Annotated in this window: 18 protein-coding genes; 14 read left to right on the forward strand and 4 right to left on the reverse strand. The window is 69.0% G+C overall.

All coding sequences use genetic code 11. The features are described from left to right. The 9 genes from ABD378_RS24585 to recQ form a co-directional block, all read left to right on the forward strand. The coding region (locus ABD378_RS24585) for a molybdopterin-dependent oxidoreductase (RefSeq protein ID WP_344523795.1) at positions 1 to 920 on the forward strand (920 nt) is incomplete at its 5' end. Beyond that, positions 920 to 2,302 carry an NADH-quinone oxidoreductase subunit NuoH gene (gene nuoH / locus ABD378_RS24590; RefSeq protein ID WP_344523858.1) on the forward strand — a complete coding sequence of 461 codons (1,383 nt, stop codon included), beginning with the start codon at positions 920 to 922 and terminating at the stop codon, positions 2,300 to 2,302. The genes ABD378_RS24585 and nuoH, both read left to right, overlap by 1 nt. Then, positions 2,295 to 2,966 (forward strand): NADH-quinone oxidoreductase subunit NuoI, encoded by a 672-nt coding sequence (gene nuoI / locus ABD378_RS24595; protein ID WP_344523797.1) that lies wholly within the window; start codon positions 2,295 to 2,297, stop codon positions 2,964 to 2,966. Before nuoH ends, nuoI begins: the two co-directional genes overlap by 8 nt. After that, positions 2,963 to 3,778 carry an NADH-quinone oxidoreductase subunit J gene (locus ABD378_RS24600; protein ID WP_344523799.1) on the forward strand — a complete coding sequence of 272 codons (816 nt, stop codon included), beginning with the start codon at positions 2,963 to 2,965 and terminating at the stop codon, positions 3,776 to 3,778. The genes nuoI and ABD378_RS24600 overlap by 4 nt, the downstream gene beginning before the upstream one ends. Next, positions 3,775 to 4,074 (forward strand): NADH-quinone oxidoreductase subunit NuoK, encoded by a 300-nt coding sequence (gene nuoK, locus ABD378_RS24605; RefSeq protein WP_249588397.1) that lies wholly within the window; start codon positions 3,775 to 3,777, stop codon positions 4,072 to 4,074. The genes ABD378_RS24600 and nuoK overlap by 4 nt, the downstream gene beginning before the upstream one ends. Positions 4,075 to 4,088: 14 nt before the next feature. Next, positions 4,089 to 5,984, forward strand: coding sequence for an NADH-quinone oxidoreductase subunit L (nuoL, locus tag ABD378_RS24610; RefSeq protein WP_344523801.1), 1,896 nt, complete (start codon positions 4,089 to 4,091; stop codon positions 5,982 to 5,984). A gap of 5 nt (positions 5,985 to 5,989) precedes the next feature. Further along, the gene (locus ABD378_RS24615; protein WP_344523803.1) at positions 5,990 to 7,561 is read left to right on the forward strand and encodes an NADH-quinone oxidoreductase subunit M; all 1,572 of its coding nucleotides are present in this window, start codon (positions 5,990 to 5,992) and stop codon (positions 7,559 to 7,561) included. Beyond that, a complete protein-coding gene (nuoN, locus tag ABD378_RS24620) occupies positions 7,558 to 9,222 on the forward strand; it encodes an NADH-quinone oxidoreductase subunit NuoN (protein ID WP_344523805.1) in 1,665 nt (554 codons plus the stop codon). Before ABD378_RS24615 ends, nuoN begins: the two co-directional genes overlap by 4 nt. Before the next feature lie 193 nt (positions 9,223 to 9,415). Beyond that, positions 9,416 to 11,356, forward strand: coding sequence for a DNA helicase RecQ (gene recQ, locus ABD378_RS24625; protein ID WP_344523807.1), 1,941 nt, complete (start codon positions 9,416 to 9,418; stop codon positions 11,354 to 11,356). A gap of 108 nt (positions 11,357 to 11,464) precedes the next feature. Here the strand turns inward: recQ and fahA are convergent, their stop codons facing one another. Then, positions 11,465 to 12,766, reverse strand: coding sequence for a fumarylacetoacetase (gene fahA / locus ABD378_RS24630; RefSeq protein ID WP_344523809.1), 1,302 nt, complete (start codon positions 12,764 to 12,766; stop codon positions 11,465 to 11,467). A gap of 192 nt (positions 12,767 to 12,958) precedes the next feature. Here fahA and ABD378_RS24635 point away from each other — a divergent pair, with 192 nt between their 5' ends. The 3 genes from ABD378_RS24635 (at position 12,959) to ABD378_RS24645 (ending at position 16,524) form a co-directional block, all read left to right on the forward strand. Further along, on the forward strand, positions 12,959 to 14,215 hold the full coding sequence (locus ABD378_RS24635) for a carboxylate--amine ligase (protein WP_344523810.1): 1,257 nt from the start codon (positions 12,959 to 12,961) through the stop codon (positions 14,213 to 14,215). Between the two features lie 85 nt (positions 14,216 to 14,300). Continuing rightward, positions 14,301 to 15,503, forward strand: a complete 1,203-nt coding sequence (locus tag ABD378_RS24640) for an FAD-dependent oxidoreductase (RefSeq protein ID WP_344523811.1) — start codon at positions 14,301 to 14,303, stop codon at positions 15,501 to 15,503. Between the two features lie 205 nt (positions 15,504 to 15,708). Further along, positions 15,709 to 16,524 (forward strand): HAD family hydrolase, encoded by an 816-nt coding sequence (locus ABD378_RS24645; protein WP_344523813.1) that lies wholly within the window; start codon positions 15,709 to 15,711, stop codon positions 16,522 to 16,524. A 6-nt stretch (positions 16,525 to 16,530) separates the two neighbouring features. Here the strand turns inward: ABD378_RS24645 and ABD378_RS24650 are convergent, their stop codons facing one another. Together ABD378_RS24650 and ABD378_RS24655 are read right to left on the reverse strand one after the other, a co-directional pair. Next, positions 16,531 to 18,519 carry a CocE/NonD family hydrolase gene (locus ABD378_RS24650; RefSeq protein WP_344523815.1) on the reverse strand — a complete coding sequence of 663 codons (1,989 nt, stop codon included), beginning with the start codon at positions 18,517 to 18,519 and terminating at the stop codon, positions 16,531 to 16,533. Positions 18,520 to 18,538: 19 nt separating this feature from the next. Further along, on the reverse strand, positions 18,539 to 20,053 hold the full coding sequence (locus ABD378_RS24655; RefSeq protein ID WP_344523817.1) for a peptide MFS transporter: 1,515 nt from the start codon (positions 20,051 to 20,053) through the stop codon (positions 18,539 to 18,541). 299 nt (positions 20,054 to 20,352) lie between these two features. Here ABD378_RS24655 and ABD378_RS24660 point away from each other — a divergent pair, with 299 nt between their 5' ends. Beyond that, positions 20,353 to 21,363, forward strand: a complete 1,011-nt coding sequence (locus tag ABD378_RS24660; RefSeq protein ID WP_344523819.1) for a polyprenyl synthetase family protein — start codon at positions 20,353 to 20,355, stop codon at positions 21,361 to 21,363. Positions 21,364 to 21,432: 69 nt separating this feature from the next. Here ABD378_RS24660 and ABD378_RS24665 read toward each other — a convergent pair whose 3' ends face one another. Beyond that, positions 21,433 to 22,002 (reverse strand): hypothetical protein, encoded by a 570-nt coding sequence (locus tag ABD378_RS24665; protein WP_344523821.1) that lies wholly within the window; start codon positions 22,000 to 22,002, stop codon positions 21,433 to 21,435. Between the two features lie 188 nt (positions 22,003 to 22,190). On the opposite strand from ABD378_RS24665, the gene ABD378_RS24670 reads away from it, so the two are divergent. Next, positions 22,191 to 23,207, forward strand: coding sequence for a CHRD domain-containing protein (locus ABD378_RS24670; RefSeq protein WP_344523823.1), 1,017 nt, complete (start codon positions 22,191 to 22,193; stop codon positions 23,205 to 23,207). The last annotated feature ends 102 nt before the right edge of the window (positions 23,208 to 23,309 follow it).

Genomic DNA, 23,309 nt, shown 5'->3' on the forward strand with positions numbered 1-23,309 from the left:
CCTTGGTGACGCCCTCGCTGCTTCCCGGCGGGCGCCCGTCCACCGACCCGCGCGCGCGGGACGAGGTCGCGACCGCCTGGCGCGTCGCCGAACTCCCGCACCGCTACGGCCGCGACACCGGCCAGATCATCGAGGCCGCCGCGACCGGCGAACTGGGTGCGCTCCTGGTGGCGGGCGTGGAGGTCGCCGACCTTCCCGACCCGGCACGCGCGCGTGAAGCACTCTCCGAGGTCGGGTTCCTGGTCTCCCTGGAGCTGCGGCCCAGTGAGGTCACCGAGCACGCCGACGTCGTACTCCCCGTGGCCGCGGTCGCGGAGAAGTCCGGCACCTTCCTCAACTGGGAGGGCAGGGCGCGGATGTTCGACGCCGCGCTGAAGCCCGACCACATGACCCGCGCGCTGGCCCCGACGGACGCGCGTGTGCTGCACATGCTGGCCGACGCCGGGGACGTACACCTGGGTCTTCCCGACCTGGCGACCGCCCGGCGCGAGCTGGACGGGCTCGGAGCCTGGGACGGCCCGCATGCCACGGAGCCCCTGGAGACGGCCGCCCAGCCGCCGAGGCCCGCCTCCGGAGAGGCTGTTCTCGCGGGGCACCGGCTGCTGCTCGACCAGGGCCGCCTCCAGCAGGGCGACGAGGCGCTTGCCGGCACGCGGCACGCCGCGGTCGCCCGGCTCATGGACGCCATCGCGGCCGAGGCGGGCGTGAAGGACGGCGACGTCCTGGCCGTCACCGGCTCCGCCGGGGCGACCGAACTGCCGCTCCAGGTCACCGAGATGCCCGACCGCGTGGTGTGGCTGCCGCTGAACTCGACCGGGGGAGGCGTCACTTCCGACACCGGCGCGCGCCCCGGCGACCTCGTCCGCATCGGCCCGGCGCTCCTGCCGGAGCCCTCTGAGGCCCCGGAGGTGACGTCGTGATGCACACCGTGGTGCCGCTTGCGGCGGAAGACCTGTCCATGTTCGGCCGTGACCCGTGGTGGCTGGTCGCCGTCAAGGCGGTCTTCTGCTTCGCGTTCCTGATGGTGACGGTGCTCTTCTCCATCGTGTGGGAGCGCAAGGTCGTCGCCTGGATGCAGCTGCGCATCGGCCCCAACCGGCACGGCCCCTGGGGCATGCTGCAGTCCCTCGCGGACGGCATCAAGCTGATGCTCAAGGAAGACGTGATCGTTAAGCGCGCGGACAAGGTGGTGTACGTCCTCGCGCCGATCATCGCGGCCATCCCGGCCTTCATGGCGATCGCGGTGATCCCCTTCGGTCCCGCGGGCAACGAAGTCTCGATCTTCGGCCAGCGCACGACGATGCAGCTCACCGACCTGCCGATCGCGATGCTCTACATCCTCGCGGTCGCCTCGGTCGGCATCTACGGCATCGTCCTCGCGGGTTGGAGTTCTGGATCCACCTATCCGCTCCTCGGAGGCCTGCGCTCCTGCGCGCAGATGATCTCGTACGAGATCGCGATGGGCGCCGCGTTCGCCTCGGTGTTCCTCTACTCCGGGTCGATGTCGACCTCGGCGATCGTGGAGGCGCAGGCGGACCGCTGGTACATCCTGCTGCTTCCGGTCTCGTTCCTGATCTACATCGTGACGATGATCGGTGAGACCAACCGCGCGCCGTTCGACATGCCGGAGTCCGAGGGCGACCTCGTCGGCGGCTTCAACACCGAGTACTCGTCGATCAAGTTCGCGCTGTTCATGCTCGCCGAGTACGTCAACATGGTCACAGTCTCGGCGGTCTCGGTCACCCTCTTCCTGGGCGGCTGGCGGGCCCCGTATCCCATCAGCACCTTCTGGGAGGGCGCGAACCACGGCTGGTGGCCGATGCTCTGGTTCGTGATCAAGGTCCAGCTGCTGCTGTTCTTCTTCATCTGGCTGCGCGGCACGCTGCCACGCGTCCGCTACGACCAGCTGATGAAGCTCGGCTGGAAGGTCCTGATCCCGGTCTCGGTCGTCTGGCTGATGCTCGTCGCGACGGTCAGGGCGATGCGGAACGAGGAGTACGACTTCACCTCGATCGCGCTCTATGTGGGCGGCGGAGTCATCGCGCTCCTGTTGCTCTCCGTCGTCGTCGACATCTTCCGGGACAAGCGCGAGAAGGAAGCGACGGCACGATCCGAGAGCGAGGAGCCGGTCGCCTTCGACCCGATGGCGGGCGGATTCCCGGTCCCGCCGCTGCCCGGACAGAGCCTGCCACCCGTACCGCGCCGACGCTCGCGTCAGGAGCGGGAGTTGATTGTCAGTGGTGGACCGGATACTCAAAGTGACGGAACTCGAAGTGACGGAAAGGAGGCGTCCGATGGCTGAGTCGAAGAAAGAGCCGCACCACGAGCCCCACCACGAGTCGAACCAATCGAAGCAGGGGTTCCAGAACCCCGTCGCGGGCTTCGGCGTGACCTTCAAGGCCATGTTCAAGAAGCGGCTGACCGAGCAGTATCCGGAGCAGGAGAAGACCACCGCTCCCCGCTTCCACGGCAGGCACCAGCTCAATCGCCATCCGGACGGCCTGGAGAAGTGCATCGGCTGTGAGCTCTGCGCCTGGGCCTGCCCGGCGGACGCGATCTATGTGGAGGGCGCGGACAACACCGAGGAGGAGCGCTACTCCCCGGGCGAGCGGTACGGCCGCGTCTACCAGATCAACTACGCCCGCTGCATCCTGTGCGGCCTGTGCATCGAGGCGTGCCCCACGCGCGCGTTGACGATGACGAACGAGTTCGAGCTGGCCGACAGCAGCCGCGAGAAGCTCATCTTCACCAAGGAGCAGCTGCTCGCCGGCCTGGAGGAAGGCATGGTCGAGTCACCGCACTCGATCTTCCCGGGCACGGACGAGCAGGACTACTACCGCGGTCTGGTGACGGAGGCGGCCCCCGGCACGGTTCCCCAAGTCGCCCTCTCCAAGGGGGAGACGCCCCAGGAGGCGGCTTCCACCTTCGGGGACTCCGAGCCCGCGTCGGAGAAGGTGATCCGATGACGCAGCTCGCCGCCTACACCACATCCACCGGTGAGGCCGTCCAGTTCTGGGTGCTCGGCACGGTCGCCGTGATCGGCGCCCTGTGCACCATCCTTATGAAGAGGGCCGTGCACAGCGCGCTCTGTCTCGCCGGGACCATGATCATCCTGGCGATCTTCTACCTCGCCAACGGGGCGTACTTCCTGGGCATCGTCCAGGTCGTCGTCTACACCGGCGCGATCATGATGCTCTTCCTCTTCGTGGTCATGCTCGTCGGCGTCACCGCCGCCGACTCCTTGAAGGAGACCATCAAGGGGCAGCGCTGGCTGGCAGGACTCTGCGGCTTCGGCTTCGCCATCCTGCTCTTCGCGGGGATCGGGAACGCCTCGGTGAACGAGTTCGCCGGACTCGCCAAGGCGAACGCGGGCGGCAATGTGGAGGGCCTCGCCGAGGCCATCTTCACGAAGTACGTCTTCGCCTTCGAGATCACCGGCGCACTGCTCATCACCGCCACGGTTGGCGCGATGGTCCTCACCCACCGCGAGCGCACGGAGCGCGCCAAGACGCAGCGTGAGATGTCCGAGGAGCGCGTGCGGTCCAAGCACCTGCCGCCGCTGCCCGCCCCCGGTGTCTACGCCCGGCACAACGCCGTGGACGTCGCGGGCCTGCTCCCCGACGGCACCCCGTCGGAGCTCACGGTCAACAAGACGCTGCGTGAGCGCGGACAGATCCGCGATGTGTCGGACGAGGCACTGGACGATCTGCGGGCCCTCGAACAGCGCTCCGAGGAGCGTCTGGAGCGCTCGCTCAAGTCCGAGGAGGCGTCGAAGTGAATCCGGTCAACTACCTGTATCTCGCGGCGCTGTTGTTCTCGATCGGCGCCACCGGCGTGCTGATCAGGCGGAACGCGATCGTGGTCTTCATGTGTATCGAGCTGATGCTCAACGCGTGCAACCTCGCCTTTGTCGCCTTCTCCCGGCTGCACGGCAATCTCGACGGCCAGATCATCGCGTTCTTCACGATGGTCGTCGCCGCGGCGGAAGTCGTGGTCGGCCTCGCGATCATCGTGTCGCTGTTCCGCTCCCGTCACTCGGCCTCGGTCGACGACGCCAGCCTGATGAAGCTGTAAGGGGTCGCTGAAAAGTGGAGAACCTGATCGCGCTGCTCGTAGCGGCGCCTCTGCTCGGAGCGGCCGTACTGCTGTGCGGCGGGCGGCGGTTGGACCGTGTGGGCCACTGGCTCGGCACGCTGCTCGCGGCTGCTTCCTTCGTCGTCGGCGTGGTGCTCTTCGCCGACATGCTGGGCAAGGGCGCCGAGGAGCGCTCCCTGTCGCAGCACTTGTTCAGCTGGATCCCCGTGGAGGGTTTCCAGGCGGACGTCGCCTTCCAGCTCGACCAGCTGTCGATGACGTTCGTCCTGCTGATCACCGGTGTGGGCACCCTGATCCACATCTACTCCATCGGGTACATGGAGCACGACGAGCGGCGCCGCCGCTTCTTCGGCTATCTGAACCTGTTCCTCGCGGCGATGCTCATCCTCGTCCTCGCCGACAACTACCTCCTCCTGTACGTCGGATGGGAGGGCGTCGGCCTCGCCTCGTACCTCCTGATCGGCTTCTGGCAGCACAAGCCCAGCGCGGCCACCGCCGCGAAGAAGGCCTTCCTGGTCAACAGGGTCGGCGACATGGGCCTTTCGATCGCGATCATGCTGATGTTCACCACCTTCGGGACCTTCGCCTTCGGGCCGGTCCTGGAGGCCACCGGTGAGACGTCGGAGGGCAAGCTGACGGCCATCGGCCTGATGCTGCTGCTCGCGGCCTGCGGCAAGTCGGCCCAGGTGCCGCTGCAGTCCTGGCTCGGCGACGCGATGGAGGGCCCGACCCCGGTCTCGGCCCTGATCCACGCGGCGACGATGGTGACCGCGGGCGTGTACTTGATCGTCCGCTCCGGCGCGATCTTCAACGGCGCGCCGGATGCCCAACTGGTCGTCACCGTCGTGGGCGCGGTCACGCTCCTCTTCGGTGCGATCGTCGGTTGCGCGAAGGACGACATCAAGAAGGCCCTCGCCGGCTCGACGATGTCCCAGATCGGGTACATGATCCTGGCCGCGGGCCTCGGTCCCATCGGCTACGTCTTCGCGATCATGCACCTCGTGACGCACGGCTTCTTCAAGGCCGGGCTCTTCCTCGGGGCCGGTTCGGTCATGCACGGCATGAACGACGAGGTCGACATGAGGAAGTACGGCGGCCTCAGGAAGTACATGCCGGTCACCTTCGTGACCTTCGGGCTCGGCTACCTGGCGATCATCGGCTTCCCCGGTCTGTCCGGCTTCTTCTCCAAGGACAAGATCATCGAGGCGGCGTTCGCCAAGGGCGGCACGGAGGGCTGGATCCTCGGCTCGGTCGCGCTGCTCGGCGCCGCGATCACCGCGTTCTACATGACGCGCGTAATGATCATGACCTTCTTCGGTGAGAAGCGCTGGCAGCCGGACGCCGACGGCAACGAGCCGCACCCGCACGAGTCGCCCAGGTCCATGACGATCCCGATGATCGTGCTCGCCTTCGGATCGGTGTTCGCCGGTGGCTTCTTCAGCATCGGCGACCGCTTCATGCACTGGCTGGAGCCGGTCACCCACCACGACCACGGTGACTCGCCGCTGAGCGCCACCACGGTCACGGGCGCCACCATGGTGGTCCTGCTCATCGGTGTGGCTCTCGCCTACGTCCAGTACGGCCGCCGTCCCGTCCCGGTCACCGCCCCGCGCGGTTCGGTGCTCACCCGGGCGGCCCGGCGCGATCTCCTCCAGGACGACTTCAACCACGTCGTCCTGGTCCGCGGCGGAGAGCACCTCACCCGCTCGCTGGTCTACGTCGACCACACCCTGGTCGACGGAGTCGTCAACGGCACGGCGGCCTCGGTCGGCGGGTTCTCCGGGCGGCTGCGCAAGTTGCAGAACGGCTATGCCCGCTCCTACGCGGTCTCGATGTTCGGCGGCGTTGCGGTACTCATCGCCGCGACCCTGCTGATGAGGGCGGTCTGATACCGATGTCCTTTCCTCTGCTGACAGCGACGGCGGCCCTGCCCGCGCTCGGCGCGATCGCCACGGCAGCCGTCCCGGCCGCCCGGCGGACCGCGGCCAAGTGGCTCGCGCTGCTCGTGTCGCTCGCCACGCTCGCGCTCGCCGCGATCGTGCTCGTGCGGTTCGACCCAGGTGGCGACCGCTATCAACTGACCGAATCCCGGGCCTGGATCGCGGACTTCGGTGTGCGGTACGAACTCGGGGTGGACGGCATCGGTGTCGCCCTCATCGCGCTCACCGCGCTCCTGATCCCCTTCATCATCCTGGCGGGCTGGCACGACGCCGATCCCTTGGAGACGAAGTCCTCGCGCTGGCGGCCGACTCAGGGCTTCTTCGCCCTGATCCTCGCCGTCGAGGCGATGGTGATCATCTCCTTCGCGGCCACCGACGTATTCCTCTTCTACATCTTCTTCGAAGCCATGCTCATCCCGATGTACTTCCTCATCGGCGGCTTCGGAGACCGCGCCCACGCGGGCAGCGACGAGAAGGCATCGGCGCAACGCTCGTACGCGGCCGTGAAGTTCCTCCTCTACAACCTGGTCGGCGGCCTCATCATGCTGGCCGCCGTGATCGGGCTCTACGTAGTGGCGGGGAACTTCTCGCTCCAGGAGATCGCCGAGGCGCGGGCCAACGGCACGCTCGACATGGCGACAAGCACCGAGCGGTGGCTCTTCCTCGGCTTCTTCTTCGCCTTCGCGGTGAAGGCGCCGCTGTGGCCGCTGCACACCTGGCTGCCGAACGCGATGGGCGAGGCCACGGCCCCGGTCGCCGTGCTGATCACGGCGGTCGTCGACAAGGTCGGCACCTTCGCGATGCTGCGGTTCTGCCTCGGGCTTTTCCCCGAGGCGAGCAAGTGGGCGACACCCGTCGTCCTCGTGCTCGCGCTGATCAGCATCATCTACGGCGCACTGCTCGCGGTCGGCCAGCGCGACATCAAGCGCCTGGTGGCGTACGCGTCGATCTCGCACTTCGGGTTCATCATTCTCGGCATCTTCGCGATGACCTCGCAGGGGCAGTCCGGCGCGACGCTCTACATGGTCAACCACGGGATCTCGACGGCCGCGCTGATGCTGGTGGCGGGCTTCCTGATCTCGCGGCGCGGTTCGCGGCTCATCGCGGATTACGGAGGAGTGCAGAAGGTCGCACCCGTGCTCGCGGGCACCTTCCTGATCGGCGGTCTCGCGACGCTCTCGCTGCCGGGGCTCGCGCCGTTCGTCAGTGAATTCCTGGTCCTGGTCGGCGCGTTCGCGCGCTATCCGGTGGTCGGGATCATCGCCACCATCGGCATCGTGCTCGCCGCGCTCTACACCCTCGTCCTCTACCAGCGGACGATGACGGGCCCGGTGAAGCCGGAGGTCTCGGCCATGCCGGACCTGCGGGTACGTGAACTCGTGGTCGTCGCACCGCTGATCGCGCTCCTGATCGGCCTCGGTGTCTACCCGAAGCCGCTCACCGATCTGGTGAACCCGGCGGTCAAGCACACCATGTCCGACGTACAGCAGAAGGACCCGAAGCCCGACGTGGAGGCGGCCAAGTGAGCGCATCAGCCGTCCACAGCCTGTGGACAATGGCGTCGGCCGCGGCGCCCCAAGATCAGATCGACAAGATCGACACTCCCACCATCGAGTATGCGCAGCTGTCACCGACGTTGATCGTCATCGGCGCGGCGGTCATCGGGATCCTCATCGAGGCCTTCGTGCCGCGTAAGTCCCGTTACTACGCACAGGTGTTCGTGGCCGTCGTCGCCCTCACCGCGGCCTTCGCCGCGGTCGTCGGCCTCGCGACCACCGGGTACGGCACGACGAAGGCGCACATCGCCGCCATGGGAGCGATCGCGGTCGACGGGCCCGCGCTCTTCCTGCAGGGCACGATCCTCCTCGCGGGACTCGTCGCGATCTTCACCTTCGCGGAGCGGCGACTCGACCCGGTGACGCACGGCAATCGCGTCGACTCGTTCGCCGCGCAGGCCGGATCGACGCCGGGCAGCGAGGGCGAAAAGGCGGCCACGAAGGCCGGGTTCACCACCACCGAGGTGTTCCCGCTCGCGCTCTTCGCGATCGGCGGGATGCTCGTCTTCCCGTCGGCGAACGACCTCCTGACGCTCTTCATCGCCCTCGAGGTCTTCTCGCTGCCGCTCTACCTGCTCTGCGCGCTCGCCCGCCGCAAGCGCCTCATGTCGCAGGAAGCCGCCGTCAAGTACTTCCTGCTCGGCTCGTTCTCCTCGGCGTTCCTGCTCTTCGGGATCGCCCTGCTGTACGGGTACGCGGGCTCGGTGTCGTACGGCACGATCGCGAAGGTCATCGACGGCAGCGTCCAGACGGTCAACCCGGCGCTCGCCGACACCATGGGCAACGACGCGCTGCTCCTGATCGGCGCCGCGATGATCGTCATGGGCCTGCTCTTCAAGGTCGGCGCGGTGCCGTTCCACATGTGGACCCCGGACGTGTACGAGGGTGCGCCCACCCCGGTCACCGGCTTCATGGCCGCGGCGACGAAGGTCGCCGCCTTCGGCGCCCTGCTCCGGCTCCTGTACGTGGTCCTGCCGGGGCTGCGCTGGGACTGGCGCCCCGTGATGTGGGGCGTCGTGATCCTCACGATGCTGGCCGGCGCGATCGTCGCGATCACCCAGACCGACATCAAGCGGCTTCTCGCGTACTCCTCGATCGCGCACGCGGGCTTCATCCTCGCCGGTGTCATCGCCATGACGCCGGACGGCATCTCGTCGGTCCTCTTCTATCTGGCGGCCTACTCCTTCGTGACGATCGGCGCGTTCGCTGTGGTCACGCTGGTGCGGGACGCGGGCGGCGAGGCCACGCATCTGTCGAAGTGGGCAGGGCTGGGCAGGCGCTCGCCGCTGGTCGCCGCCGTCTTCGCGGTGTTCCTGCTCGCCTTCGCCGGCATTCCGCTGACCTCCGGGTTCTCCGGAAAGTTCGCGGTGTTCAAGGCGGCGGCCGAGGGCGGGGCCGGTGCGCTTGTCGTGGTCGGTGTGATCTCGTCCGCGATCGCGGCGTTCTTCTACATCCGCGTGATCGTGCTCATGTTCTTCAGTGAGCCGAAGGCGGACGGCCCGACCGTCGCCGTGCCCTCGCCGCTGACGATGACGGCGATCGGCGTGGGCGTGGCGGTGACGCTGGTCCTGGGCGTGGCCCCGCAGTACTTCCTGGATCTGGCGAACCAGGCGGGGGTCTTCGTCCGGTAGTCCAGCTATTCCGGTAGCCCAGCTATTCCGGTAGTCCACCTGTTCTACTCGCCGCCGCCCGGCACCCCGTCCGACAGGGGTGCCGGGCGGCGGCCTGTGGATAACTGACAGAGGTGTCGGTGCGGAGCCCTATCGTGGAGGCAGTGGTCGAAGCGCGACGTACGGGGGCAGGGCGATGGATGGGAACGATGGCATGAGCGAGGTGACCGCACCGGTCGCGGTGGCGGAGAGTGACGCCCTGCGGACGCTGCACCGCGTCTTCGGGTATGACGCGTTCCGCGGTGAGCAGGAAGCGATCATCGAGCATGTGGTCGCGGGCGGTGACTCCGTCGTCCTGATGCCCACCGGTGGCGGCAAATCCCTCTGCTATCAGATCCCCGCCCTGGTCAGGCCCGGCACGGGCGTGGTGGTCTCCCCCCTCATCGCGCTCATGCAGGACCAGGTGGACGCGCTGCGGGCGCTCGGCGTGCGGGCCGGGTTCATCAACTCCACGCAGGACTTCGACGAGCGGCGTGTGATGGAGGCCGAGTTCCTCGCGGGGGAGCTCGACGTGCTGTATCTGGCGCCGGAGCGGCTGCGTCTTGAGGGGACGCTCGATCTGCTCTCGCGCGCCAAGATCTCCGTCTTCGCGATCGACGAGGCGCACTGCGTGGCCCAGTGGGGCCACGACTTCCGTCCGGACTACCTGGCGCTCTCCCTGCTCGGCGAGCGCTGGCCCGACGTGCCCCGGATCGCCCTGACGGCGACGGCGACGCACGCCACGCACCGCGAGATCACCGAGCGGCTCGGCATGCCGGACGCCAAGCACTTCGTGGCGAGCTTCGACCGGCCCAACATCCAGTACCGCGTCGTGCCGAAGGCCGAGCCGAAGAAGCAGCTCCTGGCCTTCCTCAAGGAGGAGCACGCGGGCGACGCGGGCATCGTCTACTGCCTCTCGCGCAACTCGGTCGAGAAGACCGCCGAGTTCCTGTGCAAGAACGGCATCGAGGCCGTGCCGTACCACGCGGGCCTTGACGGCGGGACGCGCGCCACCCACCAGTCCCGCTTCCTCCGGGAGGAGGGCCTGGTCGTCTGCGCCACGATCGCCTTCGGCATGGGCATCGACAAGCCGGACGTCCGCTTCGTCGCCCACCTCGACCTGCCGAAGTCGGTCGAGGGGTACTACCAGGAGACGGGCCGCGCAGGACGTGACGGACTGCCCTCCACGGCCTGGATGGCGTACGGCCTGCAGGACGTCGTCCAGCAGCGCAAGATGATCCAGGGCAGCGAGGGGGACGAGGCGTTCCGCCGCCGGGCGGCCTCGCACCTGGACTCGATGCTGGCGCTGTGCGAGACGGCCCAGTGCCGCAGGGCCCAGCTCCTCACGTACTTCGGCCAGGACGCGGCCAGGGAGTCCTGCGGGAACTGCGACACCTGTCTCACCCCGCCGGAGACCTGGGACGGCACGGTCCCGGCCCAGAAGGTCCTCTCCACGATCGTCCGTCTCCAGCGCGAGCGCGGGCAGAAGTTCGGCGCGGGCCAGATCATCGACATCCTGCTCGGCAAGAAGACCGCCAAGGTCATCCAGTTCGACCACGACCAGCTCTCGGTCTTCGGCATCGGCGAGGAGCTCGCGGAGGCCGAATGGCGCGGCGTGGTCCGGCAGTTGCTGGCGCAGGGGCTGCTCGCGGTCGAGGGGGAGTACGGCACGCTGGTCCTGACCGAGGAGAGCGGCACAGTCCTCGGCCGGGAGCGGGAGGTGCGGTTGCGCAAGGAGCCGAAGCGGCCCGCCGCGGCGAAGGCCGCGAAGGGGGAGCGGAAGGCGAAGGCGGCGGCGGCCGTCGCCGAGCTGCCTCAGGAAGCGGTGCCGGTGTTCGAGGCGCTGCGGGCGTGGCGGGGTGCGCAGGCCAAGGAGCTTGGCCTGCCGGCGTACGTGATCTTCCACGACGCCACGCTCCGGGAGATCGCCACGCTGCGTCCCTCGTCCCTGGCGGAGCTCGGCGGCGTCGGCGGGCTGGGCGAGAAGAAGCTGGCGACGTACGGGGAGGGCGTGCTTGAGGTCCTTGCAGAGCTGGGCGGCACGGCTGCTCCGGCGCCGACCGAGGCTCCGGCGCCCCCTGAGGAGGAGTGGCCGGAGCCCCCGGAGGACTTCTGAAACCGGGCCCCGAAGGGGCGCGGGGAACTGCGCGCCCAGCCACGACGACGCCGCAGGCGAACCCGGTGCGCGAGGAACCGGGGGTGACCCCACCCCCGGCCGGCAACCTCACCGCGCCGAGGCGACCCTGCCAGAAACTTCGCCGAGGCCGACCCGGGTGCCGTCCGGGCCGGGGGCCCACGCCGAGAGGGTCACCTCATCCCCGTCCTCAAGGAACGTCCGCTTCCCGTCCGGGAGGACAAGAGCGTCGCGGCCGTTCCAGGTGATCTCGATCAGGGAGCCGTACTGCCCCTCGGAGGGGCCGCTCACCGTGCCCGAGCCGTAGAGGTCGCCCGTGCGCAGGGAAGCGCCGTTCGCCGTCATGTGGGCCAGCTGCTGGGCCGCCGTCCAGTACACGGTGGAGAAGGGGGGCTCGGAGATGACGTGGCCGTTCAGGGCCACGGTGATGCGCAGGTCGTAGCCGCCGGGCTCGTCCGCGACGGACTCCGCCGAGTCGTCCAGGTAGGGGAGGAGCTCGTGCGTACGCGCCGGAGGGGCGACCCGCGCCGCGTCCAGGGCCTCGAGGGGGGTGATCCACGCCGAGACCGAGGTGCAGAAGGACTTGCCGAGGAACGGGCCGAGCGGCACGTACTCCCAGGCCTGGATGTCGCGCGCCGACCAGTCGTTGAGGAGGCTGAGACCGAAGACGTGCTCCCGGAAGTCCGCGAGCGGCACCGGGGTGCCCAGCTCGGACGGCGTACCCACGACGAAGCCGACCTCGGCCTCGATGTCGAGGCGGACGGAGGGTCCGAAGACCGGTGCCGTCTCCGCGGGAGCCTTGCGCTGACCTGTCGGGCGTACCACTTCAGTCCCGGAGACCACAACAGTGCCGGACCGGCCGTGGTAACCGATGGGCAAGTGCTTCCAGTTGGGGGTCAGCGGGGTCGGCGAGTCCGGACGGAACATCTGCCCCAGGTGTGTCGCGTGGTGCTCGGAGGCGTAGAAGTCCACATAGTCCGCGACCTCGAAGGGGAGGTGCAGCGTGACGTCGGACAGCGGGTACAAGAGGGGGCGTACGACCTCGCGGTGGGCCGGGATCGTCACCCACGCGGTGAGCGCGCGCCGCACGTCGGACCAGGCCGTGCGGCCCGCGGCGAGCAGCGGGTTGAGCGTGGGCCTGGCGAGCAGCGAGACATAGGGCGAGCCGAGCGCGGCCGCCGCGGCGCCCGCGTCCAGGACGTGATCACCGAGTCGTACGCCGACCCGGCGCTCCGCGGCCGCGGCCCCGGTCGCGTCCCCGGCCAGGGAGAACACGCCGTACGGGAGATTGTGCGGCCCGAAGGGATCGCCCTCCGCGAGAGCGAAGGGGTCGGCTGCGGAGCGGACGGAAGGGTCGCTCCCGGCCGGATCGAGCGGGGTGTGCTCGGACATGCGTACCTGCCTCGCTTCCATATGGGTGTGCCACACGTTACGTGGAAGCCCTCGGTTGGGGCAGTGTCTAAAGAGTTCGCAATGTCCGGATAAACCTTGCTGGAGTGGTCAGTTCCGGCTTAGCGTCCTTTGGGGGACGCGGACGGGGTGGGTCCGGGTCATACGGAGGGACACGTGGGGGGACCCGTGGCCATGAGGAACGACAGCGTGCCCTTCGCGGTGGACCGTGAGGTGCCCGGCTTGATCGTGAAGTTCGGCAGCTATCCGCTGCACCATGGCGGCGTGGGCGCGATCCGCAGCCTCGGGCGGCTCGGCGTGCCCATGTACGCGATCACGGAGGACCGGTACACACCGGCCGCGGCCTCCCGCCATCTCACCGGCGCCTTTCCCTGGCCGACCACCGGGGCGGAGGATCCGGAGCGGCTCGTCGAGGGGATGCTGCGCATCGCGCGCCGGATCGGCAGACCCACGGTCCTGATCCCGACCGACGAGGAAGCGGCCGTCCTCATCGCCGAGCACCAGGAGCCGCTGAGCGGTGCGGGGTTCCTCTTCCCGCGCGTGGAGACGGAGTTACCCCGCCGCCTCGCCAGCAAGCAGGGCCTGCACGAGCTGTGCGTGGAGCACGGCATCGCCTCGCCCGCCGCGTCGTTCCCCGAAAGCTACGGGGACATCAAGGAGTTCGCCGCCACGGCACTCTTCCCCGTGGTCGCCAAGAACCGCGAGGCGTTCACGCGCCGCTCCCGGCCCGCGGTGAACGGCACGACGCGCATAGAGACCCCGGAGGGCCTGCTCGGCCTCGCCCGTGACTGGGGCGAGCGGCCCGGGGTGATACTCCAGGAGTATCTGCCGCGGGAGCAGGCCGAGGACTGGATCGTGCACGCCTACTTCGACGCGGACTCGGCGCCGCGCGCGATGTTCACGGGCGTCAAGGTGCGCTCCTGGCCGCCTCACGCGGGGATGACGGCGAATGCGTACGTCGTCGACAATCCGGAACTCGCGGACCTCGCCGCACGTTTCATCAAACAGATCGGCTTCACCGGCGTCATCGACCTGGACCTGCGCTTCGACCGGCGCGACGGTCAGTACAAACTGCTCGACTTCAACCCCCGCATGGGCGCACAGTTCCGGCTCTTCGAGAACGAGTCCGGGATCGACGTCGTCCGCGCGATGCACCTGCACATGACGGGGCGCCCGGTTCCGGAGGGGGAACAGCGCGCCGGTCATCGGTACGTAGTGGAGAACATCGACCTGCCCGCCCTCCTCGCCTACCGCCGCAGCGGCTACACGACGCCACACGCGCCCCCGCGTGCGAGCGGCACGGAGCTGGCGTGGCTCGCGGCGGACGACATGAAGCCGTTCTTCACGATGCTCGCGCGGTTCGTACGGCCGGGAGCGAAGCACCTGTATCAGCTCTGGCGGACCAACAGGCGCGGCAGCACGACGAGTTGACCAGTAGGCGGGTCGACACTCCCACTGAAGCCAGCACCGCACGAAGTAGGCACACGCAGTAAGTGACGTCCTGGGGAGGGACTTCGTGATTCATCCGGTAGCAGTGATCGGGGCCGGCCCGTACGGCCTCTCGACGGCGGCCCATTTGCGGGCCCGAGGTGTCCCCGTGCGGGTCTTCGGTGACCCGATGGTGAGCTGGCGCGCCCACATGCCCGCGGGCATGCTCCTGAAATCGACCCCCGTGGCCTCGAACATCGACGCGCCGCAGCGCGGGCACAACCTCGTCGACTACTGCGACGCGGCGGGCATCCCGCGCCTCATCACCGACGAGGACATCATCCCGATCGAGACCTTCGTGAACTACGGAGAGTGGTTCAAGGAGAAGCTCGTCCCCGACCTGGAGCAGGTGCGGGTGGTGTCGATAGACCGCAAGGGCACGGCGGGCTTCGACCTGAAGCTGGACTCCGGCGAGCAGTTCACGGCCCGCGCGGTCGTGGTCGCCAGCGGCCTCTCGGGCCTCGCGCAGCTGCCGCCCGCGCTCGCCGCGGCGGCACCGGACGGGCCGACCCCCACAGGGCCCGTCTCACACAGCTCACAGCACAGTGACCTGTCGCGGTTCGCGGGGCGTGAGCTGATCGTGGTCGGCGCTGGGCAGTCGGCCCTTGAGACAGCCGCGCTCGCCGCCGAAGCGGGCGCGAACGTGCGGGTGGTGGCACGCGGCAAGGGATCGGTGGCCTTCGGGGAGCCCCCGTGGAAGCAGCCGAAACTCCGCCCCGATTCGCCGTTCGGCCGCGCCTGGTCGCTCCACGCGATCAGCTACTACCCCCACCCCTACCGCTATCTGCCCCCGCAGGCCCGCCACTTCCTGGTCCGCCGCATCCTGGGCCCGCTGGGCGCGTGGTGGCTGCGCGAGCGCTTCGAGGGCAAGGTCGAGACCCGCGAGGTCCGCCGCGTCATCTCGGCGGACATCCAGGACGGCAGCCCCGTTCTGCGCCTCGAGACCCTGGGCGGCCGCGTCCGCGAACTCTCCGCCGACCACGTCATAGCGGCGACGGGCTACCGCGTGGACATCGCATCGATGGACTTCCTCGGCCCCGCCCTCCGCGCCCGCCTGGCAGTGAGCCGAGGAACACCAAAGCTGGGCGCGGGCTACGTCTCATCGATCCCGGGCCTGTACTTCACGGGCCTCCCGGCAGCGGCGTCGTACGGCCCGGTGATGCGCTTCGTATGCGGCACGGAGTTCGCTTCGCCGCGGTTGGCGGCGCACTTGGCTCGGGGGCACGGCTGAGGTGACGTACGGCTGCTCTTGAGGCCGGGCGCCCAACGCTCCAGGGGCGCCCGACCTGCTGCGCCGAGTACTGCCTTCGGGCCGGTTCGCGGAGACACGTCCAAGTGAATCCCGCGAGCGCCGGTTGTGCGACCAGCGCACTGCGCTCGTCACAGCTCCTGTGACGTTGCTTTCGGCATCGCCGGGGATCCGTATTCTCTGGATCATGGCTGCACCCCTCGCATATTCACTCATCGCCACTGACCTGGACGGGACGCTGCTGCGCGGCGACGACACCATCTCCGACCGGTCGTTGGCCGTGCTGGCGGCGACGGCCGTGGCGGGGGCGCGTCACCTGGTGGTGACCGGGCGGCCCGCGCCGCGGGTGAAGCCGCTCCTCGACGATCTGGGGGGTGGGGGGCTCGCCGTCTGTGGGCAGGGGGCGCAGTTGTACGACTCCGGGGCCGACCGCATGGTCTGGTCCGTGACGCTCGACCGCGAGCTCGCCGAGGCCGCGCTCGGGAAGATCGAGGCGGAGGTGGGGCAGGTATACGCCGCCGTGGACCAGGACGGGGTGGATGGGCTCACCCTCATCGAGCCCGGATATCTGATGCCGCACCCCACCCTGCCCGCCGTGCGCGTGCGGGGGCGTGACGCGCTCTGGTCCGAGCCCATCAGCAAGGTGCTCCTGCGCCATCCCGAGCTCACCGATGACGAGTTGGCCGCCGTCGCCCGTGATGCCGTCGGGCCCCTCGCCACCGTCACCATGTCCGGGCCCGGCACCGTCGAGCTCCAGCCGCGCGGGGTGACCAAGGCGACCGGGCTCGCCCTCGCCGCCGAGCGGCTAGGGATGGCGGCGGAAGACACCATTGCCTTTGGGGACATGCCCAATGACGTGCCGATGTTCGTGTGGGCGGCCCGCGGCGTCGCCATGGCCAACGCCCACCCCGACCTCAAGTCGGCCTCCGATGAGGTGACTTCGTCCAATGAGGATGACGGGGTGGCCGTCGTGCTCGAGCGATTGCTCACGTCGGGCGGGTGAGGCCCGCTAGCCCGCCGTTCGCGGGATGCGCTTCTCCCACGTCCGGTGGAACACCACCTCGTCGCCGTCCTTGCAGATGACCTCGTTCGACGTGATGAAGTCCGCTGCGTCGCACGTGATCTCGGAGCGGGACGTGATCGACACGTCCCACGCCAGCTCGGGGCGGTGCAGGCGGATCGTCCAGTCGGAGCGGGTGCGGGCGCTGAGGGGGTCGGACTCGTTGATCGTGTACGTCTCCACCGCGTCCTCGGTGAATTCGAGGCCGTCCGGGTAGACCCGCGTACCGCCGTAGCGCGGGTCCACCTCCAGGCGCCACTCGCCCTTGGCCACATCGCGTACGACCAGGCGCTCGGGACGCAGCTCGTCGAGCGTCGCCGGGTACACCACCCCCAGCGGCTCCGACTGCTCGGGAGCGTCGAAGGTGATCGACGGGTCGAGCTCGCCCTCCCGCACCGGGAGTTCGAGCGCGCTGCCCGCCGGGTCGAGCACGAAGCCCGCCGAATCCGCCTGCGGCCAGATCCACGGCCAGTACGCCGACGACACCGCCAGCCGGATCCGGTGGCCCGGGGGGAAGGTGTGGCCGATCGCGTTCAGTTCGAACGTCACGTCCTCCGTCTCGCCGACCGGCCACGGATCCACCCGGTCCCGGCCGTTGCGGGCGGAGAGGTTCAGCACGCCACGGGTCACCAGGGTCGACGAGCCGTCCGGGGCCACGTCGCACACCCGCGCGATCGCCTGACCGGACGGGACGTCCGTCTTCAGGCGCAGCGTCACCTTGGGGCGGCCCAGGATGCGTACGGCCGATGGCACCTCGAACTCGAAGCATGCCGACTTCGCGTCCTCGTCCCGCTGGTCGGGCGGCAGGTCCGCGTCGTTGCCGAAGGGGAAGTAGCGGCCCGCGTCCAGGCCCGTGTGCTGGGGGGAGTTGACCACCATGGGCGTGCCTTGGAGGGCGTAGGAAGTCGGCGTGACGTTCGGGGACGGCCAGGACGGGTCCCCGACCCAGCCGCCCGGCAGCTCGGCGTACACCGTCGCCGGCGGGTGGGAATCGCTGATCCAGGAGCGGAGCTTCGGCTCGGACATGATGCCGGTCTCCACCCCCTTCAGGTGGTGGTCCCACCACCTCAGCGTCTCCTGGAGGAAGCCGATCGCCGGGCCCGGCGGCAGACCCCGGTCCGGGTACTGGTGCGACCACGGGCCGATCAACCCCCGTACATCGCCCGGCAGATTCTCCACCAGGCGCAGGACCGTGTCCCGGTACGGGTCGTGGAAGCCGCCCACCGCGAGCACCGCCGCGTTGATCGCCGAGTAGTCCTCGCAGACGCTGCCGTGCCGCCAGTAGGCGTCACGGGTCTGGTGGTCGAGCCAGGTGTGGATGAAGGGGTCGACCGCTTCGAGGCGTCTCAGCCACATCTCCCGCCAGCGGTCGCCGACGAACAGCGGGTCCGGCGGGCGCGACACGAAGGCCAGCATCGTCGCCGCCCACGCGTGCATGTCCACCGCCAGGACGGAACCACCCATGTAGTGCACGTCGTTGTCATAACGGTCGTCCGCGGAGCAGACCGTGATGATCGCCTTGAGCGGCTCGGGCGCCAGGGCCGCGATCTGGAGGGAGTTGAAGCCGCCCCAGGAGATGCCGAACATGCCGACCTTGCCGGAGCACCAGGGCTGCTCGGCGAGCCAGTTGACGACCTCCACCCCGTCGGCCAGCTCGACCGGGGAGTACTCGTCGCCCGGCATGCCCTCCGAGTTGCCGTGGCCCCGCACGTCCACGCGCACGGAGGCATAGCCGTGGCCCGCGTACCAGGGGTGGCGCTGGAAGTCGCGCGGCGCCGTCCAGTCGCTCAGACGGTAGGGGAGGTACTCCAGGAGCGCGGGGACGGGTTCGTCCGTCACCGGGCGCCAGATGCGCGCGTAGAGCTTGGTCCCGTCCGGGAGGGGTACTTGGACGTCCTCGCGGGTGGTCTCGTACGGGAAGGATGAGGGAATCTGCATGGCGGGAACCTCAGTGTCCTCAGTGGACGGGGTGCATGGTGCGGCGGAGCCACGGGGCGAGCAGGACGACGGCTACACCGGCGGCCACCGCGATCGCGCCGTTCACGCCGAAGTACGCCGGGTTGGAGACTTCTCCGTACAGCTTCACGATCTGCGCCTGGATGCCGTTGGCCAGGGCGAGCGAGAGGAACCAGAGGGCCATGGTCTGGCTGGCGAAGGCCTTCGGGGCGAGTTTCGTCGTGGCCGACATGCCCGAGGTCTCCACGAGGATGTCGCCGAGGCCGAGCAGCAGGTAGGAGCCGACGATCCACCAGACCGCCATCTTGTACGTGTCGTCGGAGTGCCCCGAGGTCGGCAGGACCATCAGCAGGAACGAAAGGCCGCCCAGGATCACGCCGAAGGCGATCTTGTTGGAGGCGTGCGGCTGGCTGTGGCCCATCCGGGCCCAGACCGCGGCGACGACGGGGGCGAGCGCGACCTCGAAGGCGCCGAGCGCGGAGGCGTACCAGCTGGCGGGGAAGGTGAAGCCGAAGATCGCGGTCTCGGCGTTCGTCGACGCCAGCAGGATCATCGTCGAGTAGGCCTGGAAGAGGATGAAGTTGAAGACCACCGAGGCCAGGAAGAGGACCACGTACGGCTTCAGGCGTCCGCGTTCCTCGCTGCTCACGCGCGGACTGCGGAACATCACCACGAAGTAGACGATCGGCGCGATCACCGAGATCAGGGTGAGCAGGTCGACGAAGCGGTCCATCGTCAGCCAGCCGATGCCGGCGAGCAGACCCGCGAGTGCGGCGAACACGAGTACGCCCACGACGATCAGGACGACCGCGCGGCGCATCGCGTCCTTGGGCAGCGCGTATTCGGCCGCCGCCTTGCGTCCGGCGAGGTGACGACGGCCCAGGACGTACTGGATGAGGCCGAAGGTCATGCCGATCGCGGCCGCCGAGAAGCCCCAGTGCCAGCCCTTGTGGTCGCCGAGCCAGCCGGTGATCAGCGGGCCCGCGAAGGCGCCGATGTTGATGCCCATGTAGTACAGCGCGAAGCCCGCGTCGCGCCGGTCGTCGTCGGTGCGGTAGAGCTTGCCGACCATCGAGGCGACGTTCGGCTTGAGCAGGCCGGTGCCCGCGCTGATCAGGCCGAGACCGACCCAGGTCATCGTGGCCGTCGGGACCGCCATCGAGTAGTGGCCGCAGGCGATGAGGATGCCGCCCCACAGGACCGCGCGGTACGAGCCGAGGATCCGGTCGGCGAGCCAGCCGCCCGCCACCGAGACGAGATAGACGAGCGTTCCGTACGCCGCCGACACCGAGGCGGCGGTTCCGGAATCCATGCCCATTCCGTCGTTGGCGACGGAGTCCGCGAAGTAGAGGACGAGGATGGCCTGCATGCCGAGGAACGAGAAGCGCTCCCAGACCTCGAGGCCCGACAGGGTGAGCAGCCCGCGCGGCTGCCCGAAGAAGGCGTGGTCGTCGCCGGGCAGCGGCTCCGTCGGCGGCTCCGCGGGCGGGTCGGTGTCGGCCTCAGTGCGGGACAAAGGTTGTGCTCCCGGTAGTTCCGTTGCTTATGGGGCTTTCGTTGCCTGCGGGGCAAGGCGGCCTTCTGGGTCGTATCAGCTGATCAAGAACATACCGGTGGTGATCGCACGCCGCCTGGGCGGCATTGCACAGGCGGGTGCCCACTGTGATCGAAAGGCGACCGGATACGCTGACTTGAGTGATGGCAGCGACACATCGACAAACCGTGTCATCGACGCGATCATCACGCAAAGATCGAACCGAGTGATGATCGACCGAGTGACCGACTTGTGATCGTCAGCAGACAGGAGAACCCCTCGTGACCGTCGTCGGGCCCTTCGGCCTCAGCGTGCGGGACCAGGCTCTCGAAGCCGATGTCCAGGCCGGATTGGCGGCCGTCGAGGAAGGTCTGCTCGACGCCACCAAAAGCGGGGTCCCCTTCATCACGGAGGCCGCGCAGCATCTGGTGCGCGCGGGCGGCAAGCGGTTCAGGCCGCTCCTCGTGATGCTCGCCTCGCAGTTCGGCGATCCGTACGCGCCGGGCGTCGTACCCTCCGCCGTCGTCGTCGAGCTCACGCACCTCGCGACCCTCTACCACGACGACGTGATGGACGAGGCCGACGTGCGCCGCGGAGTGGAGAGCGCCAACCAGCGCTGGGGCAACTCCGTCGCCGTCCTCACGGGTGACTTCCTCTTCGCCCGCGCCTCGTACATCCTGGCCGACCTCGGCCCGGACGCCGTCCGCATCCAGGCGGAGGCGTTCGAACGCCTGGTCACCGGCCAGATCCTGGAGACGGCGGGACCGACCGAGGGCCGCGACCCGATCGACCACTACCTCGACGTGCTCGGCGGCAAGACCGGCTCGCTCGTCGCCGTGGCGTGTCGTTTCGGCGCCATGATGTCGGGCGCCGACGAGACCGTCGTGGACGTCCTGACCCAGTACGGCGAGCGGCTCGGCGTCGCCTTCCAGCTTGCCGACGACGTACTGGACATCGCGTCCGACTCGCACGAGTCGGGCAAGACGCCGGGCACGGACCTCCGTGAAGGCATCCCCACCCTTCCGGTCCTGCGCCTGCGCGAGCGGGTGGAGAAGCTCGGGCTCGCCGACGACATCGCCCTGTGCGAGCTGCTCGACTCGGACCTGACGGACGATGCCCGGCACGCCGAGGCGCTGGCGCGGCTGCGGGTCCACCCGGCCCTGGAGCAGGCCCGCAAGGACACCGTGCGGTTCGCGGAGGAGGCCCGGGACACGCTCGCGCCGCTGCGTGACTGCGACGCGAAGATGTCGCTCGTCGAGCTCTGCGATCTGGTGGTGCACCGGGCGGGCTGAGCGCCCGAACCGGCCTCGGGGCGGCTGTCAGCGGGCCCGAGGCGTCAGTAGAGCCGACGGCTGCGGCTGTCAGTAGCCGTAACCCCCCGTGCCTCCGGAGTCCTCGTCATCCGGCTGGTCCGTGGCGCTCTGCGCCTTCGCGCCGGTCGGCGTGACGGCGTACCAAGTGCCGTCCACGCCCTGGCCCTGCGCCTCCCGCGGCTCGTCGTCCTTGACGTAGGTGTAGAGCGGCCAGCCGTCGAGGGTGAGCTGCTTGGAGCCGTCGTCGCGGGTGACCGTGCCGACGAGGCTCTTGTCGATGCCCTCGACGGTGACCTTGCCGGGGTCGGGTGTGGCCGGCCAGACCTTGGCGCAGGTGTCGTTGCAGGTGGACTTGGGCGGCTTCGCGGTGTCCTCGTCGAAGCGGTAGAGGACGTACCCCTTGCTGTCGGTGACGACCGTGCCGACCTCGTCGACCTTGGTGGCGGTGAGCGTCGCGGAGGTCTTGGTGTCGCCGCCGGTCTTGCCGCTGTCTCCGCCGTCGTCACCGCCGCTGTCGCCGCAGCCGGACGCGGTGAGAGCGAGGACGGCGGCTGCCGCCGCGACGTAACCGCTGACCCGTCGGGTGCGCCTGGGTTTGCTTGATCGGGTCGCGAGCATGACGACCCCCTTTTTTCTTGCTCTCTCTTGGCTGTGCCGGGTCCCCTTTCACTCGATCCTATGCCGATGTGATGCAGGTCACATCATCTGGATGGGATTGGATTGAGTCCAGACTCGGATTCTCTCCGTATGCATGCCCAGAAGCTGACGCAGGGGGCGTCAGTTCGGATACGGGGAGCTTTCGGATCATGGGCACTTTTGGTACCTCAGGCACTTTCGCGAACCGCCGCCGGGCCCTGCTCGCCGCGGGTGTGGCCGTCGCCGCCGCGGGCGGCCTGGCGGTGGTGGCGCCGCCCGCCGTCGCGGACAGCGGCAGCAGTCGCAGTAGTAGCGGTAGTGGCAGTAGCAGCAGCGGCGGAGCCATCTTCGCGGCGAGCATGAACGGCGCGAACGAGGTGCCGGTGCAGGGCGGGCCCGCGGTCGGCGACAAGGACGGCCGGGCGCTCGAGTTCGTCGAGGTCAAGGGCGACAAGGTGTCGGTCACCGTCAAGTGGCGCGGCACCGGCAAGCCGACCGCCCTCCACATCCACCAGGGCGCCAGGGGCACCAACGGCGGCGTCAAGGTCGACTTCACCAAGCTGCTGGGCAAGGACAAGGGCAAGGGCAAGGCCGAGGGGAAGAGCAAGGGCAAGCGCGTCACCGGCACGGTCAAGGTCGACGACGCGGCGCTGCTCGAGCAGTTGAAGGCGAACCCCAACAGCTTCTACGCCAACCTGCACACCGCCGAGTTCCCCGGCGGCGCCGTCCGCGGCCAGCTCCACAAGGTGACCACGGACTTCGACTTCAGCAACGCGGCGGCCAACTTCCAGGCGTCCGTGATCAAGGGCAAGCAGATCTACGAGTGCAAGAAGGCCGATGACGGCTCCGGCAAGTTCGCCTTCGCCCAGCGTGACGTGCGCGCCCGGCTCGGTGCCCGCATCGCGCACGACTTCGTCGCCCCCAACTCGGGCACCCCGCGCTGGACCGCCCCCGACCGCAGCCAGGTCACCGGCAAGCTGATCTCAAGGACCCCGAACGGCGACAAGAACATCCCCGAACTCGACCTGGCGGCAACCCAGACCGGCAAGCCTCGGGGTCTGCTCGCCGGCACCGCCGAGATCCTGCGCCTGAACACGGAGGGCGGGGTCGCACCAGCGGGTTCCTGTGAGCCCGGTGCCATCAAGAGCGTGCCGTACAAGGCGGACTACGTGTTCGTGCAGCGCTGACCCCTGAGTACTGGGCGGCGTCTCCCCTACTGGTTGGGGGAGGCGCCGCCGCTCTGTGTCATCCCACAGCAGTACGTGGAGTTGCTCCCGGGGTCTGACGCT

The organism is Streptomyces rectiviolaceus (genome assembly GCF_039533825.1).
GTDB classification, from domain to species: Bacteria; Actinomycetota; Actinomycetes; order Streptomycetales; family Streptomycetaceae; genus Streptomyces; species Streptomyces rectiviolaceus.

Coding starts and splice junctions, on each gene's coding strand:
- recQ (WP_344523807.1), top strand. CDS start 9,416: ATGAGCGAGGTGACCGCACCGGTCGCGGTGGCGGAGAGTGACGCCCTG.
- ABD378_RS24670 (WP_344523823.1), top strand. CDS start 22,191: ATGGGCACTTTTGGTACCTCAGGCACTTTCGCGAACCGCCGCCGGGCC.
- ABD378_RS24645 (WP_344523813.1), top strand. CDS start 15,709: ATGGCTGCACCCCTCGCATATTCACTCATCGCCACTGACCTGGACGGG.
- nuoH (WP_344523858.1), top strand. CDS start 920: ATGCACACCGTGGTGCCGCTTGCGGCGGAAGACCTGTCCATGTTCGGC.
- ABD378_RS24635 (WP_344523810.1), top strand. CDS start 12,959: ATGAGGAACGACAGCGTGCCCTTCGCGGTGGACCGTGAGGTGCCCGGC.
- nuoI (WP_344523797.1), top strand. CDS start 2,295: ATGGCTGAGTCGAAGAAAGAGCCGCACCACGAGCCCCACCACGAGTCG.
- fahA (WP_344523809.1), bottom strand. CDS start 12,766: ATGTCCGAGCACACCCCGCTCGATCCGGCCGGGAGCGACCCTTCCGTC.
- ABD378_RS24615 (WP_344523803.1), top strand. CDS start 5,990: ATGTCCTTTCCTCTGCTGACAGCGACGGCGGCCCTGCCCGCGCTCGGC.
- ABD378_RS24600 (WP_344523799.1), top strand. CDS start 2,963: ATGACGCAGCTCGCCGCCTACACCACATCCACCGGTGAGGCCGTCCAG.
- ABD378_RS24665 (WP_344523821.1), bottom strand. CDS start 22,002: ATGCTCGCGACCCGATCAAGCAAACCCAGGCGCACCCGACGGGTCAGC.
- ABD378_RS24650 (WP_344523815.1), bottom strand. CDS start 18,519: ATGCAGATTCCCTCATCCTTCCCGTACGAGACCACCCGCGAGGACGTC.